This window comes from Winslowiella iniecta, from assembly GCF_001267535.1.
In the GTDB taxonomy this organism is placed as follows: Bacteria; Pseudomonadota; Gammaproteobacteria; order Enterobacterales; family Enterobacteriaceae; genus Erwinia; species Erwinia iniecta.
This window is the reverse complement of the sequence record NZ_JRXE01000019.1, coordinates 25,787-40,668: the sequence shown is the minus strand read 5'-3', so window position 1 is coordinate 40,668 and position 14,882 is coordinate 25,787. Positions and strand designations below refer to the sequence as shown.

Genomic DNA, 14,882 nt, shown 5'->3' with positions numbered 1-14,882 from the left:
CGATTATTTCGACCATTCTGGTTATTGCCGGTGGGCAAAGCGTCGGAGCCGGTATTGCGCTGGCGATTCCGCTGGCCGCCGCAGGCCAGGTTCTGACCATTATCGTGCGTACCATTACCGTTGCCTTCCAGCACGCCGCTGATAAAGCGGCAGAGAAAGGCAATCTGACCGCCATTAGCTGGATTCACGTGTCGGCGTTAGTGCTTCAGGCGATGCGTATTGCCATCCCGGCGCTGATCGTCGCGGTGTCCGTCGGCACCAGCGTGGTACACAACCTGCTGAACTCGATTCCGGATGTAGTGACCAATGGTCTGAATATCGCGGGCGGCATGATTGTGGTAGTCGGTTACGCGATGGTGATCAACATGATGCGTGCCGGATACCTGATGCCGTTCTTCTACCTCGGCTTCGTAACCGCAGCATTTACTGACTTCAACCTGGTTGCGCTGGGTGTGATTGGGGTAGTAATGGCGGTGCTGTATATCCAGCTCAGCCCGAAATATAACCGCGTCGCCGGTGCAGCAGCATCTGGCCCAGCCAAAAACGATCTCGATAACGAATTAGACTAAGGAAAAGGTGAGAGAAATGGTTGATACCACTACCACGCAAAAAAAACTCACACCCGGTGATATTCGCGGTGTATTCCTGCGCTCAAATCTGTTCCAGGGATCATGGAACTTTGAACGTATGCAGGCGCTCGGCTTCTGCTTCTCGATGGTGCCGGTGATTCGTCGCCTCTACCCGGAAAATAACGACGAGCGTAAACAGGCAATTAAGCGCCACCTTGAGTTCTTTAACACCCATCCGTATGTGGCCGCCCCGGTGCTCGGCGTGACCATGGCGATGGAAGAGCAGCGCGCCAACGGGGCACCGATTGATGATGCGGCGATTAACGGCATTAAAGTCGGCCTGATGGGGCCGCTGGCGGGCGTCGGCGATCCGATCTTCTGGGGTACGGTACGTCCGGTGTTTGCCGCACTCGGTGCCGGTATCGCCATGAGCGGTAGCCTGCTGGGTCCAATACTGTTCTTTGTGCTGTTTAACCTGGTGCGTCTGGCAACGCGCTACTATGGCGTGGCGTATGGCTATAAGAAAGGTGTCGATATCGTTAACGATATGGGCGGCGGCTTCCTGCAAAAACTGACCGAGGGGGCGTCAATTCTCGGCCTGTTTGTCATGGGGGCACTGGTCAATAAGTGGACGCATGTCAATATTCCGCTGGTGGTGTCGAGGATAACCGACCAGACCGGCCAGACCAATGTCACCACGGTACAGACCATTCTCGATCAGCTGATGCCGGGACTGGTGCCGCTGCTGCTGACCTTTGGTTGTATGTGGCTGCTGCGGCGTAAAGTGAATGCGCTGTGGATTATCATGGGCTTCTTTGCCATTGGTATCTTCGGCTACTGGATTGGTTTACTCGGACTGTAAACCGCTGAACCGGGAGCCTGACTCCCGGTTTTATTACAGAGGCTTTTTGTCAGCGCTTGCGCCGAACGCTGACAAAACGACTTTCACGGAGCTGTAGTATGTCTTTAACTGATTACCTCATCATTGCCGTTATCGCCCTGTTTCTGCTGTACGCGATTTATGATGAATTACTGATGGATCGCCTGCGTGGCAAAACCCGCCTGAAAGTGCTGTTGCAGCGTCGTAACAAGCTGGATAGCCTGATCTTTATCGGCTTAATCGCTATTCTGCTTTACCATAATGTTTCTGCCCAGGGGCCGCAGGTAACCACCACCTTGCTAATGATACTGGCGTTCATCGCTATCTATCTGTTCTGGATTCGCCGCCCCAAATTGTTGTTGAAACCGCAAGGCTTTTTCTACGCTAACGTCTGGATTGCTTATTCCCGCATCAACAGTATGAATTTATCGGAAGATGGCGTGCTGGTGATGCAATTAGAGCATCGCCGCCTGCTGATTCATGTCAGAGAATTAGACGATCTGGAAAGAATCTATAAGGTAATGGTAGAAAATCAATAAGTTAAAATATAGCAAAGAGTATAAATCATATCCTTTGCATGCTTATTTTAAACATTACTTAAAATCAGGATATTATTTTCCTGCTAAAACCGTAATAACATTGCGCTTAATTTAATCAGTAACTGAAAGTGTTGCATAATTAATGAAAATAGTTATCACTTCCCGCTAAAAATAACCAATTTTAATTTGCCTTCATTTTCTGCTGTGATAATGTAGCCAGCGTCATTGGGGAGTAGCCGATTTCTGACGCTTCGTCAGAAATGCATCTGTCAACATACTCGTTTAGATATAAACGTGGCAGGTGCGGCCCGCAGCGGGAAGGCGAGACCATAGACACGTGCCCATGTAAGGTTGGGGATGGCGCACGTGTATATGGATGTCCCGGCCGGGGTTACGACTTCGATGAATCTTTCCGCAACGCTTATTCTTGCATTTGGCATGTCAATGGATGCTTTTGCCGCCTCGATCGGTAAAGGTGCCGCCCTGCATCAACCCCGTTTCTCCGAAGCGCTGCGTACCGGCTTAATCTTTGGCGTGATCGAAACCATCACGCCGTTAATTGGCTGGAGTATTGGTCAGTTTGCCACGCAGTTTGTGGTCAGCTGGAACACCTGGATTGCATTTATCCTGCTGGCATTTCTCGGTGGGCGAATGATCGCCGAAGGGCTACGCGGTAAGAACAGCGAGTGCCAGCCAGTGCATCGACACGGCTTCTGGCTGCTGGTGATGACCGCCATCGCCACCAGTCTTGATGCAATGGCGATTGGCGTCAGTCTGGCATTCCTGCAAGTAAATATTCTGCAAACCGCGCTGATGATCGGTATGGCCACGCTGATTATGTCGACGGCAGGTATTATGGTCGGCCGCTTTATCGGGCCGATACTCGGCAAACGTGCCGAGATCCTCGGCGGCGTGGTGCTGATCGGCATCGGCTGTAATATTCTTTACTCCAGCCTGGCTTAATCGCGCTGCCACAGCGTCAGCACAAAATCCGTTTCGCAGGCAAAAGCCTTTTCACCCACCAGCTGTCCCCACACTTCCGGGCGCGCGCGCCAGGCGAAAGGCGTCATTTGCAACAGTGCCGCCGCTTCCTCACCGTTCAGCGTCATCGGGTAACTTAATGCACTCTGTTCGACGCGGGTAAAGCCTTCCGGCTGCTCCTCGCTCTCCTCATGCAGTTTCACCTGCTGATAGATCAGTTCTTTAAACTGCAACAGATGGCGTGGCCCAGGCGCAACGGTTAACAGATACCCGCCCTGACGGATGACGCGTGCCAGTTCGCTGGCTTTGCACGGCGCATATATACGCAGCACCGCATCCATCGAGCGATCGGCAAAAGGTAAGCGGTGGCTGGACGCGACGCAGAAGCTGATATCCGGGTAGCGCTTTGCGGCATAGCGTATCGCGACTTTCGATACGTCAAGACCATACACCTGCCGAGTAGTGCGCTGCGACAAGCACTGGCTGACCGCTTCAGTGTAATACCCTTCGCCACAGCCAATATCCAGCAGGTTGACCGTCTGCGCCGGCAGGATGCTGTCCAGCAGCGCGGCAACCCGCTGCTGCAACGGCTGATAGTGCCCGGCATCGAGAAACTCACGGCGCGCCTGCATCATCTCTGCGCTGTCGCCCGGCTGCTTAGAACGCTTATGCTGTACCGGCAACAAATTGACGTAGCCCTCTTTCGCGCAATCAAACTGATGTTGATTCGTGCAGCGCCAGCTGCGCTCGACAAGCGCCAGCGGTTGCTGACAAAGTGGACAAAGGTACGGCATTCAGGCTCTCCGGCAAAAAATCAGGGCGGCAGTTTACACCTTTCATCGCCCGCGTGCGTCAGTAATCCACTAACAATTATACCCGGCGCAACAAAAAAGCCCCGTCACGAATGACGGGGCTTTCACAATTCAGATTCAGCGGCGTTATGGATTCAGCCACAACGCTGAGGCTGAGATCAAAATCAGATTGCAGTTACGTTAACTGCAGCTGGACCTTTCTGGCCATCCTGAATTTCGAACTCAACGTTCTGGCCTTCAGCCAGAGTTTTGAAGCCGTTACCCTGGATTGCAGAGAAGTGTACGAACACATCTTTGCTGCCGTCAGCAGGAGTAATGAAACCAAAACCTTTAGACTCGTTGAACCACTTAACCTGACCTTTAATCTTTGCCATTTTGCAAATTCCTTAGATTGTTTTATTCGCCCGGAGGCTTACTTACTGAGAAACCAGAGACATTACTGAATGAGGCACTAATTTAAGGTTCGGCAAGGAAGCGGTATTCAACGTCAACGTCTTTACTCAGAACTTCTTTACTGAAAATGCCACACATAAGCAGAACTGTACCTCGTTTTACCCAGAAAGCGTTATCACATATCCTTTAATTAATGGCAAGCCATTTTTAAACAGTGATCGACCTGTCGCACATTATTGAAACGACTAACGGCACGGAATGCACAAATATGCACGCTTCCAGGCAAAGCTGACATACAACCCAGGCAGGAAAGGCCCACCCAGTATGTCTTTAACGTCCAGAATACTTTATCCTAAACTTCAGGTTTCGTCTAATGCGACCTTACGCTAACTCATTACTATTAAGTATAAATATTGCATAAATATTGCAAAGAGCGTGCGTATATTCTGATTAAAACGCCGGTAAGAGGCTGAAAGATTGCCGTGTAACTTGTACAAGAAATCTGCCGCAGTACAAATTAATGCTAATTTGCACCAAAATCAGGAATCGACTTTTCACCCTGCCCCAAATAAATGCAACGCTGATAAATTTTCAGTTTATTTGATCTGGTCGAGGTCAGGGTTATAAAAAATGTGATGAGTGGAATATCCTGATGTTGATATCTTTAACGCTGCGATTATTCCTGGATTATATTATTAATCAGCTTTCTTGTTCCTATTCTCCACGCCTGAAAGCGTTGAGAATCAAGCCCTGCCGCCTGCATCGAGTGCGCCAGTTCTGCCGGCGGCGTATCGAGCGACTCATCGGCCAGCTCAAACACGCCCCAGTGAATCGGGATCGACAGCGGGCAACCAAGATCGCGATGCAGGGAAACCGCCTGCTGTGGATCCATATGCTGCCCCTGCATAAACCATTTTGGTGCATAAGCACCGACCGGTAGCGCAGCCAGATTAAACGGCCCGAGTCGGCGCGGAATATCGAGTAAATTTTCGGAATAACCGCTGTCGCCGCTGAACCAGAAATTCAGGTTTTTGGCGCTAATTGTCCAGCCACACCACAGCGAGCGATTACGATCTCGCAGGGTACGCATGCTCCAGTGGCGAGCCGGTACGGCATGAATGGTCATGCCTGACAGTTGGGTCGCCTGCCACCAGTCTGACTGGCTGACATGACGTGCGCCCTGGCGGACAAACCACGGCTTCAGGCCGAGCGGCACCAAAAACTGCACCTCAGGAAAGCGACGCAAAATTTTCTTTATCGTCGGGCGATCAAGGTGATCATAGTGATTATGCGAAATCAGCACCACATCCAGCCGCGGTAAATCATCGATATCAAGCGCGGCGGGCGTTTTACGCGCAGGCCCATACCAGCGCAGCGGCGAAGCGCGCCTGGATAACGCCGGGTCGATCAGCGTATAGCGCTGATCGATGCGCAGCATCAGACAAGCGTGCCCCAGCCACCAGATGGCGTCTTGATCGCCAGTGAGATCGGCTGGTTGCCACCAGCGGGAGATAAAATCGGCATACCCGGCGGCGGGCGGAAACGGCAGCCCCTGCGCTTTGCGCTCCTTGCGCCAGCGCGCTAAATCGCCCTGCTGACGTAAATCAGGCTCCGGATTACAAAAGCCCTCTGGCGTATGATGCGCTTTAGACGGGTCATACCACGGATTTTTCCAGGCCATATTACACGCTCCTCACCACAGTGTACGGCTTATCGCTCAGGAATCAGGCGGGTGAAATCTTTCTGGTCCTGCTGCTCCGCTGCACTCTTCTTCTCGCTACCGCTGACGTTGTCCGTCAGGCGGCGCAACAGCGCATTTTGCTTTTTCTGCTCGTCCAGTAGCGCTTCCAGCAGACGAATCTGCTCACTGGCCCGCACGCTGGCGCGATTAATAAAAAACCATGCTATCAGGCCAACAATCACCAGCGCTGCAATAAATCCCATCGACGCAATACCCATCACGCCATTCGCCATCTCATTCATACAAGCCTCAGTGTTACCGTACTTTCAAAGGTCGCTGCAAAGTGCGCAATGCAACTCATCGATTTTACTCGCTCGGCGGTGAATTGATAGATAGCTCACATAATTTGGTGGCGAAATCTGAGTTTTACTCATGGCTTTCAGTATCCTCTTATCGACGGGATGTGCGGCATACGGCATGGTGCTATGCTGAGCGCGATGGCTGATGATGAGGAACAGCCTGATTCAATATGGAGACAAAAATGAAAATGATTATTCGTATCGTCATTGTACTGGCGATTATTTGGCTGGCGATGTTATTGACGGGTTACGGTGTACTGACCGGCAGCAACAAAAATGCCGCAGGCATGGGATTACAGTGTCAGTACCTGACCGCACGCGGTATGGTCTCGGCACAATATCTGCATACCGACAGCGGGATTATTGGCGTCACTGACTGCCCAATCCTGAAGAAAACGGCTGAAGTGGTTGATAACTGATTGACGATGAAAAGCTGGCGCGCACCTGCCGCCAGCTACATCAGATTCAGAATGGATAGTCGTGATAACCCATCTGTGATGACAGCGCACTCGCCGCGCGATGCAGCATGCTGACATAATCTTTTTTATTCTCTTCCGAGAAGCGAATGGTCGGGAATGACATGCTCAGTCCGGCAATCACCACGCCAAAACGGTCAAATACCGGCACCGCGATGCAACGTAAGCCCTCTTCCTGCTCTTCATTGTCTTCGCCAAAACCCTGCGCTTTCACCTTCTCCAGCACCGGTAACAGCTCTTCGGTACTGCCGAGGGTGCGCGCGGTACTGCGGGTAAACTCAACGTGTTGCAGGATCTCCTGCACTTCAGCGGTATCACGCCATGCCAGCAGCACTTTACCAATCGCGGTGCTGTGCAGCGGATTACGACGGCCTATGCGCGAATACATGCGCAGATTATACATCGAGTCGATTTTGTGGATATAGACAATGCTGTCTTCTTCCAGCGCGCCGAGGTGGATGGTCTCTTTGGTCAGGCGCGACAGCTCACGCATCTGAATATCGGCGCTGCGGATCAGATCGACGTTTTGCAGCGCTTTCGCACCCAGCTCAAACAATTTCAGCGTCAGAGCATATTTTTCCGATTCGCCTTCCTGCGAGACATAGCCAAGTGACTTCATGGTCTGCAGAAAACGGTAGACGGTGCTTTTGGACATCATCACGCGCTGCGACAGTTCGGTAATGCCGTTTTCACGCTCTTCGCCCAGCGCCTGTAAAATGCCGAACACTTTCAGTACGGAAGAGACGGAGTCGGGCTGTTTATCAAGATCTGCGTTGGCCATAAATAACAACCTTTCTGAAATTGTTTTACAAAAAATGGAACACTATTTCTAGTATACGTGTGGGGTTGCCGATATCGCAATTAAATCACGCAGTTTGTGCGAACCGGGCCGGAGAAAGTTTTCCTGCTAAATGCCATGCATTAGCAAGAGAAAGCCATTAGCATGATGATATTCACACTCATGATTAATTCTTCCTTATGTCACAAACCTCACAGATGGATGGTTTACCCGTCCCGAAGCGCTATGGCGCGATTGTCGCTATTGCGCTGGGCATTACCGTTGCAGTACTGGACGGTGCGATTGCTAATGTTGCTCTGCCAACCATTGCCCGCGAATTGCAGGCCAGCCCGGCGCAATCAATCTGGATCGTCAATGCTTACCAGCTGGCGATTATCGTTTCACTGCTGTCGCTGTCATTTCTCGGCGATATCCTCGGTTATCGCCGCATATATCAGTGGGGGTTGGTGATTTTCAGCTGCACCTCGCTGCTGTGTGCGCTCTCCAGTTCGCTGGAGATGCTGACTTTCGCCAGGGTGTTACAGGGCTTTGGCGGTGCCGCACTGATGAGTGTAAATACCGCGCTGATCCGCATTATCTATCCGCAGCGCCATCTTGGGCGCGGGATGGGGATCAATTCGCTGATCGTTGCAGTCTCGACGGCCGCCGGTCCGACGGTGGCGGCGGCGGTACTGTCAGTGGCGTCCTGGCAGTGGCTGTTCTTTATCAATGTCCCGGTGGGTATTGCTGCGCTGTGGCTGGCGCTGCGCTTCCTGCCGGACAACCCGCAGAAAGCACAAGGGCAGCGTTTTGACCTGGCCAGTGCAGTGATGAATGCCCTGACTTTTGGCCTGCTGATTTCTGCGCTAAGCGGCGCGGCACAGGGGCAGCGCTGGGAAATTATTGCCGCAGAAGTGGTGGCACTGCTGGTGGTCGGCGTGCTGTTTATCCGGCGTCAGCTCACCATGCCGTTCCCGCTGTTACCGGTTGATCTGCTGCGCATTCCGATTTTCTCGCTGTCGATTTGCACTTCCGTTTGTTCATTCTGCGCACAGATGCTGGCCATGGTTTCGCTGCCGTTCTATCTGCAAAGCGTGCTGGGACGTGATGAAGTCGCCACCGGCTTACTGTTAACGCCGTGGCCGCTGGCGACGATGGTGACGGCACCGATTGCCGGGCGTCTGATTGAGCGTTACCACGCCGGTCTGCTGGGAGGGATTGGTCTGGCGATGTTTGCCGCCGGTCTGTTTGCGCTGGCGTTGTTGCCCGCCGCACCGGGCGATTTGGATATTATCTGGCGAATGATGTTGTGTGGGGCCGGTTTTGGCCTGTTCCAGTCACCTAACAATCATACGATTATCTCTTCCGCACCGCGCAACCGCAGTGGCGGTGCCAGCGGGATGCTGGGTACTGCGCGCCTGCTGGGGCAAACCAGCGGTGCTGCGCTGGTGGCACTGATGTTTAATCTGTTTGATACCCACGGCACCCACGCGTCACTGATTATGGCGGGCTGCTTCTCCAGCGCCGCAGCGATTGTCAGCGCAATGCGTATGACGCAGCCGCGCGCCGGGAAATAAAAAAGGGGCCAAAAGGCCCCCGCAATCCAGGGGCGGCGAAAACGCCACCCCTGGAGTATTATTTGAGATACTCACCGCTGCGCAGGGCTTCGATACGCTTATCCAGCGGTGGATGCGACATAAACATCTCGCTGAACGACTTGTTTTTGCCGTTAATACAAAAGGCCATCATGCTGCTGGCTTCCTGCGGCTCGTAGCTGGTTTTCAGACGTTGCAACGCGGCAATCATCTTCTCACGACCGACCAGGCGCGCCGCACCCGCATCTGCGTGGAATTCACGATGACGTGAGAACCACATCGTGATAATGCTGGCGAGAATGCCGAACACCAGTTCAAGTACCATGGAAATCGCAAAGTAAACCATCGGGTTACCGTTGCTTTCACCCTCATCACGGTTGCCGGACAGAAAGCCTGACGCCACCTGCGCGATAATACGCGAAATAAAGATCACAAAGGTGTTCACCACCCCCTGAATCAGGGTCATGGTGACCATATCTCCGCTGGCGATATGGCTGACTTCATGCGCCAGTACCGCTTCCGCTTCATCACGGCTCATGTTCTGCAACAGACCGGTAGAAACGGCCACCAGTGAGGCGTCACGACGTGCGCCGGTGGCAAATGCGTTGATATCGGGTGCGTGATAAATAGCAACCTGCGGCATCGCAATGCCCGCCTGTTGCGCCTGGCGCCCCACCGTTTCCATCAGCCAGCGTTCCGTTTCATTGCGAGGCTGTTCAATCACTTCACCGCCAACGGAACGGAGTGCCATCCATTTCGACATCAGCAGTGAAACAAACGCACCGCCGAAGCCAAACAGGCCTGCCATAATCATCAGGCCCTGAACACTGCTTGACTGGATCCCTGTCAGGCTGAGAATCAGCCCGAAAACCAACATTACGCCAAGGTTGGTTAGCAGGAAAAGAGCAATACGCATCATAAAATTTAATCTTCCTCAGTTAGCTTAGTGCCGGTATTCGGATATACATCGTATGGGTAACCATCAGCATTTCAAGCGACCTTAACGTTTAAGTGTCTAAAAAGACATAACTTTACATTTTATCACCGGCATTGCGCGGGGAATAATCGCTGGCCGGTTTTCAGTGATAAGCGGCATTAAAGTGTGGTCATCAGAAAGTAAAAGGCACTGCCGGAGCAGTGCCTTTTTTACTTATCAGTCAGCGGCTATTTCGTTGCCGGCTGACCTGATTCGAGCTGCGCCAGGTCGTTGGCGATTTTCACCGTTTCATCAAGATACGGATCCGGCTCTTTATACTCTTTCGGTAAATCATCCAGATCGGCCAGCGGCTTTTTGCCTTCCAGCTTGTAACGCGCATTAATACGTTGCAGACGTAGCGCATCCTCTTCGTGATTCTCTTTCTCGCGTTGCGCCAGATTGAGCGACACCGAGTTACGCTTGTCTTTCAGCGCATTAAAGCGGGCAATATCTTTGATGATGTACTGGAACTCAGGATCCTGCTCGATACGCTGCTGATGATCTTTCAGCAACTGTGGCTCCAGCGGTTTCAGGTCGCCGGTTTTCACATAAGTGGCGGCCGAAATGCTATCCCACGGCAGCGCGTTATCTTCAAACTTCTCGCCAGTTTCCACCGCTTCGACGCCGGTTGGCATCAGCAGATCAGGGGTGACGCCTTTACGCTGCGTACTGCCGCCGTTGATACGGTAGAACTTCTGAATGGTGTACTGAACCGAACCGAGCGCAGGCCATTCCGGGCGCAACATCTGATCGTAGATACGGTTTAGCGAACGGTACTGCTGCACGGTGCCTTTACCGAAGGTCGGTTCGCCAACAATCAGCGCACGGCCATAATCCTGCATCGCCGCCGCAAAGATTTCAGACGCCGAAGCACTAAAGCGATCTACCAGCACCACTAACGGGCCTTTGTAGTAAACAATGCCGTCAGTGTCGCTGTCTTCGCGCACTTTACCATTGTTATCACGCACCTGAACCACCGGGCCGCTTGGGATAAACAGGCCAGAGAGCGCGACGGCTTCCGTCAACGCGCCACCGCCGTTGGTGCGCAGGTCAATCACCACGCTGTTCACATTCTGTTTCTGCAATTTCTGCAGCTGAACTTTCACATCGTCAGTCAGACCGACATAGAAGCCCGGAATATCCAGCACGCCGACTTTCTGTTTACCGACGTTTTTCACCGACATCTTCACCGCACGGTCTTCAAGGCGGATCTTCTCACGCGTCAGCGTCACAATGCGGGTTTTACTGCCCTTACCTGCCGGTAAGACTTCCAGACGCACTTTACTCCCTTTCGGGCCTTTGATTTGCGCGACAACGTCGTCAAGACGCCAGCCGATCACATCAACCATCGGCTTATTCGGCTGGCCGACCGCCACAATACGATCACCAACGGTAATCGCCTTACTTTTCGCCGCCGGACCGCCCGCTACCATGGAGTTAATCACGGTATAGTCATCATCCATCTGCAATACCGCGCCAATCCCTTCAAGCGACAGGCTCATCTCGGTATTAAACTGTTCGGTATTACGCGGTGAAAGGTAGTTCGTGTGCGGGTCAATTTCGTGGGCGAAGGCATTCATTGCCAGCTGGAACACGTCCTCGCTGTTGCTCTGCGCCAGACGGCGAATGGCAAACTGGTAGCGTTTGGTGAGAATCTCACGAATCTCTTTCTCTTCTTTACCGGTCAGCTTCAGGCTCAGCTGGTCATATTTGACTTTGGCATCCCATAACGCATTCAGCTCGGCAACGCTTTTCGGCCATGGCGCTTTGCCACGATCGAGGTCAATGGTGTCGTTGCCGGTAAAATTCATCGGCTTATCCAGTACCGACAGCGCGTACTGATAGCGCTCGAACCGGCGCTTTTGCGCCAGGTTGTATAAATCGAAAAACACCGGCAACTGGCCGGATTTAAACTCGTCACCGAGGATACTTTTCTTGTCCGCATATTGCGCCACATCGGAAGCCAGCAGCACGTTATGGCTATAGTCCAGCATATTCAGATAGCGGTCAAAAATTTTGGCGGAGAAGTCTTTATCCAGATCGAACTGACGATAATGAGAACGGGTAAAGCGGGAAGTCACACGTTCACTGACGGTGGCGTGTTGCGGTTCCTGATGCAGCTGTGGAATCTGGTCGGCGCGGGTAATATTTTCCGCAGCGAATGCATGGCCTGCAAAAAGCAGGCCCGCAATAATTGTCGTTCTAAAAAAGTTGTTCATGCCCTGGTTGGCCTCCGTTTCAGAACTGCAAGTGTTCTGCGCGCACGATCATTGCCAGGCCGGAAACCAGCTGCACCCGAACGCCATCTTTGGAGATTTCCAGAATGGTGGCATCCATTGCGCTTTTACCTGCTTTGACTCTAATGCTCTGGCCGACTTGCAATGCTGAAGTATCGGTAACCGGTTGAGGACGCGGTTCGCGTTCAACTGGCGCGGCACGTTCCTGAGCAGGGCGCGGCGCTTTAGGACGAGCCTTACGCGGCTGTTCGCCTTCTGCTGCAGGTTTACGTGGCGCAGGTTTACGCGAGCGACGTGGGGCGGTCTCTTCACCGGCTTCACGTTTTTTCGCCTGCTGCTGCTCACGCTGAGCCTGAACACGTGCTTTCGCTTCTTCAAGCTGTTTACGCGCATGCTCAACGTGTTGTTCGTCGAGTTCACCACAGGCATTGCCATCCAGGTCGACGCGTGTCGCGCCAGCTTTAATACCGTAAAGGTAACGCCAGCTGGAGGTATACAGGCGCAATGCGGAACGAAGCTGAGTTTTACTCAGATTCATTTCACCTTGCACACGTTCGACGAGATCCTGAAAGATACCGATTTTGAGCGGTCGTGCTTCGCCTTCGGCGCTAAAGCAGTGTGGAAAACGCTCTGCCAAAAAGGCGATGACTTCTTTACTGCTATTCAACTTAGGTTGATTTTCCATGAAATTTCCTGATTACAACGGGTTTGCCAACCAGCGCAGGCATGAACAGGCGACATTATAATGAGCCAGGCGGCAATTGCTACGTGATCCAGCTCTTTAGGTGCGTTTCATATGAATAAATTTTTTCACATCACTACCCGCAAGTACTTCGCAAAGCCCGTCAGTAAGGGTTTTCAGGCCAATTTCATCGTTGCTGTCGAAGCGGTTATAAACCGTGCTGTCGATATCCAGAACGCCGATAACTTCGCCATCAACCACCAACGGCAGCACAATTTCGGCATTACTGGCGGCATCACAAGCGATATGACCCGGAAACGCATGCACATCATCCACACGTTGTACCTGGTTATCTGCAACTGCCGTGCCACATACGCCCTTACCGACAGGAATACGTACGCAGGCAATTTTGCCCTGAAACGGACCCAGTACTAATGTGTTCTCTTCCGTGAGCAAATAAAACCCTGCCCAGTTAACACCATCAAGACGTTCATATAAAAGCGCGCTACAATTGCCCATGGCAGCCAGAAAACTGGTTTCACCAGCAATTAACGCGCGCAAATCACGGTTTAAATCCGTATAAAATTCTTGTTTGTTCATTTATTAACCATTGTAAATACTGTTGAGGCGCGCCATTTTAGTGCGACACTCGTTAAAATAAGCATTAATTGCCCAGGCCGACACGATGAATCATAACGTCAGTTCAGATAACCTTAGGATCTTCCGCACGGGTTTGCCGCACACTTTAGCAGTGTCCCGGTGTTTATCGCATCGCTTAAGAGCACGATTTTGATAACAATTTCTGCTTATTATTGGCATTACATGGGCAACGCATCCTCATAATATGAAAATTCACGCAATCAGCCATGCCCTGCCCCAAGAACGTTATCAGCGTTGCCCGCAATGCGATACCCTTTTTTCCTTACCGGATGTGAAATCCTGTCAGTCGGCGCACTGTCCGCGTTGTAACGCCAAAATTCTTAATGGCCGCGACTGGTCAATGACACGCCTGACAGCGATGGCCGTTACCATGATTTTGCTGATGCCATTTGCTTTCGGCCTGTCGCTGGTCGATATCCGCCTGCTTGGCACCAATATCAGTGCCAGCCTGCTGGGCGGCATTCTGCAAATGGCCGAACAGGGTAATGTGATCAGCGCCTCGATGGTGGCGTTCTGCACCGTTGGCGCACCGGTTACGCTGGTTGCCGCGATTATCTATCTGTTTTTTGGTCAGCGTCTCGGCATGAACTTGCGGCCGGTACTGCTGATGCTTGATCGGCTAAAAGAGTGGGTGATGCTGGATATCTATCTGGTGGGGATCGCCGTGGCGTCGATTAAAGTGCAGGATTATGCCGACCTGCAACTGGGTACCGGGCTGCTGGCCTATATTGTGCTGACCGTTCTCAGCCTGGTCACCTTGATCCATCTAAATGTGGAGCAGCTGTGGCAGCGCTTCTATCCCCAGCCAGAGCCGCAGGTTGCGCCGGAGAAATTACTGGTCTGCCTGAATTGCCATCACACCGGTCTGGCGGATGCGCGCGGCCGCTGTCCACGTTGCCATACTCCGTTGCGTTTTCGCCGTCGCCACAGTCTGCAAAAATCCTGGGCGGCGCTGATAGCATCGATTATATTTCTGCTGCCTGCCAATCTGCTGCCGATTTCCGTGATTTATCTCAACGGCTCGCGGCAGGAAGATACTATTTTTTCCGGCATTCTTTCGCTGGCGTCCGGTAATATTCCGGTGGCGGCGGTGGTATTTATCGCCAGTATTCTGGTGCCATTTACCAAAGTGATTGTGTTGCTGACCTTACTGCTCAGCATCCACTTTAAGTGTGAGCAAGGTCTGAAGACCCGTGTACGCTTATTGCGTGTGGTGACATGGGTAGGACGCTGGTCAATGTTGGATCTGTTTGTGATTGCGCTG

At 52.4% G+C, this 14,882-nt stretch carries 16 protein-coding genes, 1 pseudogene and 1 riboswitch; of the genes and pseudogenes, 7 read left to right on the top strand and 10 right to left on the bottom strand.

The window, feature by feature from the left end; all coding sequences use genetic code 11:
- The 4 genes from NG42_RS14170 to mntP form a co-directional block, all read left to right on the top strand.
- The coding region (locus NG42_RS14170) for a mannose/fructose/sorbose family PTS transporter subunit IIC (protein WP_052900181.1) at positions 1 to 569 on the top strand (569 nt) is incomplete at its 5' end.
- A gap of 16 nt (positions 570 to 585) precedes the next feature.
- A complete protein-coding gene (locus NG42_RS14165; protein WP_052900102.1) occupies positions 586 to 1,431 on the top strand; it encodes a PTS mannose transporter subunit IID in 846 nt (281 codons plus the stop codon).
- Between the two features lie 98 nt (positions 1,432 to 1,529).
- Complete coding sequence (locus tag NG42_RS14160; RefSeq protein ID WP_052900101.1) at positions 1,530 to 1,988, top strand: DUF986 family protein; 459 nt, start codon at positions 1,530 to 1,532, stop codon at positions 1,986 to 1,988.
- A gap of 215 nt (positions 1,989 to 2,203) precedes the next feature.
- Positions 2,204 to 2,378, top strand: a riboswitch (yybP-ykoY riboswitch).
- A 12-nt stretch (positions 2,379 to 2,390) separates the two neighbouring features.
- On the top strand, positions 2,391 to 2,951 hold the full coding sequence (gene mntP, locus NG42_RS14155) for a manganese efflux pump MntP (protein WP_082203892.1): 561 nt from the start codon (positions 2,391 to 2,393) through the stop codon (positions 2,949 to 2,951).
- Here the strand turns inward: mntP and rlmA are convergent.
- The 5 genes and pseudogenes from rlmA to NG42_RS14135 form a co-directional block, all read right to left on the bottom strand.
- Complete coding sequence (gene rlmA, locus NG42_RS14150; RefSeq protein WP_052900099.1) at positions 2,948 to 3,763, bottom strand: 23S rRNA (guanine(745)-N(1))-methyltransferase; 816 nt, start codon at positions 3,761 to 3,763, stop codon at positions 2,948 to 2,950. The two genes, mntP and rlmA, sit on opposite strands and share 4 nt — an antisense overlap.
- A gap of 182 nt (positions 3,764 to 3,945) precedes the next feature.
- On the bottom strand, positions 3,946 to 4,155 hold the full coding sequence (gene cspE / locus NG42_RS14145; protein WP_001062678.1) for a transcription antiterminator/RNA stability regulator CspE: 210 nt from the start codon (positions 4,153 to 4,155) through the stop codon (positions 3,946 to 3,948).
- Positions 4,156 to 4,167: 12 nt separating this feature from the next.
- A pseudogene (locus NG42_RS23550) lies at positions 4,168 to 4,312 on the bottom strand (DUF2627 domain-containing protein).
- A gap of 538 nt (positions 4,313 to 4,850) precedes the next feature.
- Positions 4,851 to 5,855 (bottom strand): MBL fold metallo-hydrolase, encoded by a 1,005-nt coding sequence (locus NG42_RS14140; RefSeq protein ID WP_052900098.1) that lies wholly within the window; start codon positions 5,853 to 5,855, stop codon positions 4,851 to 4,853.
- 29 nt (positions 5,856 to 5,884) lie between these two features.
- Positions 5,885 to 6,157: a YebO family protein gene (locus NG42_RS14135; protein WP_052900097.1), complete on the bottom strand. Its 273-nt coding sequence runs from the start codon at positions 6,155 to 6,157 to the stop codon at positions 5,885 to 5,887.
- A gap of 239 nt (positions 6,158 to 6,396) precedes the next feature.
- Here NG42_RS14135 and NG42_RS14130 point away from each other — a divergent pair, with 239 nt between their 5' ends.
- The gene (locus NG42_RS14130) at positions 6,397 to 6,633 is read left to right on the top strand and encodes a YobH family protein (RefSeq protein WP_052900096.1); all 237 of its coding nucleotides are present in this window, start codon (positions 6,397 to 6,399) and stop codon (positions 6,631 to 6,633) included.
- A gap of 46 nt (positions 6,634 to 6,679) precedes the next feature.
- Here NG42_RS14130 and kdgR read toward each other — a convergent pair whose 3' ends face one another.
- Positions 6,680 to 7,471 (bottom strand): DNA-binding transcriptional regulator KdgR, encoded by a 792-nt coding sequence (gene kdgR, locus NG42_RS14125; protein ID WP_052900095.1) that lies wholly within the window; start codon positions 7,469 to 7,471, stop codon positions 6,680 to 6,682.
- A gap of 197 nt (positions 7,472 to 7,668) precedes the next feature.
- On the opposite strand from kdgR, the gene NG42_RS14120 reads away from it, so the two are divergent.
- The gene (locus tag NG42_RS14120; protein WP_052900094.1) at positions 7,669 to 9,045 is read left to right on the top strand and encodes an MFS transporter; all 1,377 of its coding nucleotides are present in this window, start codon (positions 7,669 to 7,671) and stop codon (positions 9,043 to 9,045) included.
- A 58-nt stretch (positions 9,046 to 9,103) separates the two neighbouring features.
- Here NG42_RS14120 and htpX read toward each other — a convergent pair whose 3' ends face one another.
- From htpX to NG42_RS14100, 4 genes are all read right to left on the bottom strand, one after another.
- Positions 9,104 to 9,982, bottom strand: coding sequence for a protease HtpX (htpX, locus tag NG42_RS14115; RefSeq protein WP_052900093.1), 879 nt, complete (start codon positions 9,980 to 9,982; stop codon positions 9,104 to 9,106).
- Positions 9,983 to 10,227: 245 nt separating this feature from the next.
- Entirely contained in the window at positions 10,228 to 12,258 is a 2,031-nt protein-coding gene (prc, locus tag NG42_RS14110) for a carboxy terminal-processing peptidase (protein WP_052900092.1), read from the bottom strand.
- 19 nt (positions 12,259 to 12,277) lie between these two features.
- On the bottom strand, positions 12,278 to 12,961 hold the full coding sequence (gene proQ, locus NG42_RS14105; RefSeq protein ID WP_052900091.1) for an RNA chaperone ProQ: 684 nt from the start codon (positions 12,959 to 12,961) through the stop codon (positions 12,278 to 12,280).
- 96 nt (positions 12,962 to 13,057) lie between these two features.
- Positions 13,058 to 13,558 (bottom strand): GAF domain-containing protein, encoded by a 501-nt coding sequence (locus NG42_RS14100; protein ID WP_052900090.1) that lies wholly within the window; start codon positions 13,556 to 13,558, stop codon positions 13,058 to 13,060.
- A 244-nt stretch (positions 13,559 to 13,802) separates the two neighbouring features.
- Here NG42_RS14100 and yebS point away from each other — a divergent pair.
- Positions 13,803 to 14,882 (top strand): membrane integrity lipid transport subunit YebS (yebS, locus tag NG42_RS14095; protein WP_052900089.1); only part of this gene is annotated, 1,080 nt, incomplete at its 3' end.

Bases quoted from the DNA above. Each gene is read 5' to 3' on its own strand.
- NG42_RS14165 (WP_052900102.1), top strand. From the start codon at position 586: ATGGTTGATACCACTACCACGCAAAAAAAACTCACACCCGGTGATATT.
- NG42_RS14160 (WP_052900101.1), top strand. From the start codon at position 1,530: ATGTCTTTAACTGATTACCTCATCATTGCCGTTATCGCCCTGTTTCTG.
- mntP (WP_082203892.1), top strand. From the start codon at position 2,391: ATGAATCTTTCCGCAACGCTTATTCTTGCATTTGGCATGTCAATGGAT.
- rlmA (WP_052900099.1), bottom strand. From the start codon at position 3,763: ATGCCGTACCTTTGTCCACTTTGTCAGCAACCGCTGGCGCTTGTCGAG.
- cspE (WP_001062678.1), bottom strand. From the start codon at position 4,155: ATGGCAAAGATTAAAGGTCAGGTTAAGTGGTTCAACGAGTCTAAAGGT.
- NG42_RS14140 (WP_052900098.1), bottom strand. From the start codon at position 5,855: ATGGCCTGGAAAAATCCGTGGTATGACCCGTCTAAAGCGCATCATACG.
- NG42_RS14135 (WP_052900097.1), bottom strand. From the start codon at position 6,157: ATGAATGAGATGGCGAATGGCGTGATGGGTATTGCGTCGATGGGATTT.
- NG42_RS14130 (WP_052900096.1), top strand. From the start codon at position 6,397: ATGAAAATGATTATTCGTATCGTCATTGTACTGGCGATTATTTGGCTG.
- kdgR (WP_052900095.1), bottom strand. From the start codon at position 7,471: ATGGCCAACGCAGATCTTGATAAACAGCCCGACTCCGTCTCTTCCGTA.
- NG42_RS14120 (WP_052900094.1), top strand. From the start codon at position 7,669: ATGTCACAAACCTCACAGATGGATGGTTTACCCGTCCCGAAGCGCTAT.
- htpX (WP_052900093.1), bottom strand. From the start codon at position 9,982: ATGATGCGTATTGCTCTTTTCCTGCTAACCAACCTTGGCGTAATGTTG.
- prc (WP_052900092.1), bottom strand. From the start codon at position 12,258: ATGAACAACTTTTTTAGAACGACAATTATTGCGGGCCTGCTTTTTGCA.
- proQ (WP_052900091.1), bottom strand. From the start codon at position 12,961: ATGGAAAATCAACCTAAGTTGAATAGCAGTAAAGAAGTCATCGCCTTT.
- NG42_RS14100 (WP_052900090.1), bottom strand. From the start codon at position 13,558: ATGAACAAACAAGAATTTTATACGGATTTAAACCGTGATTTGCGCGCG.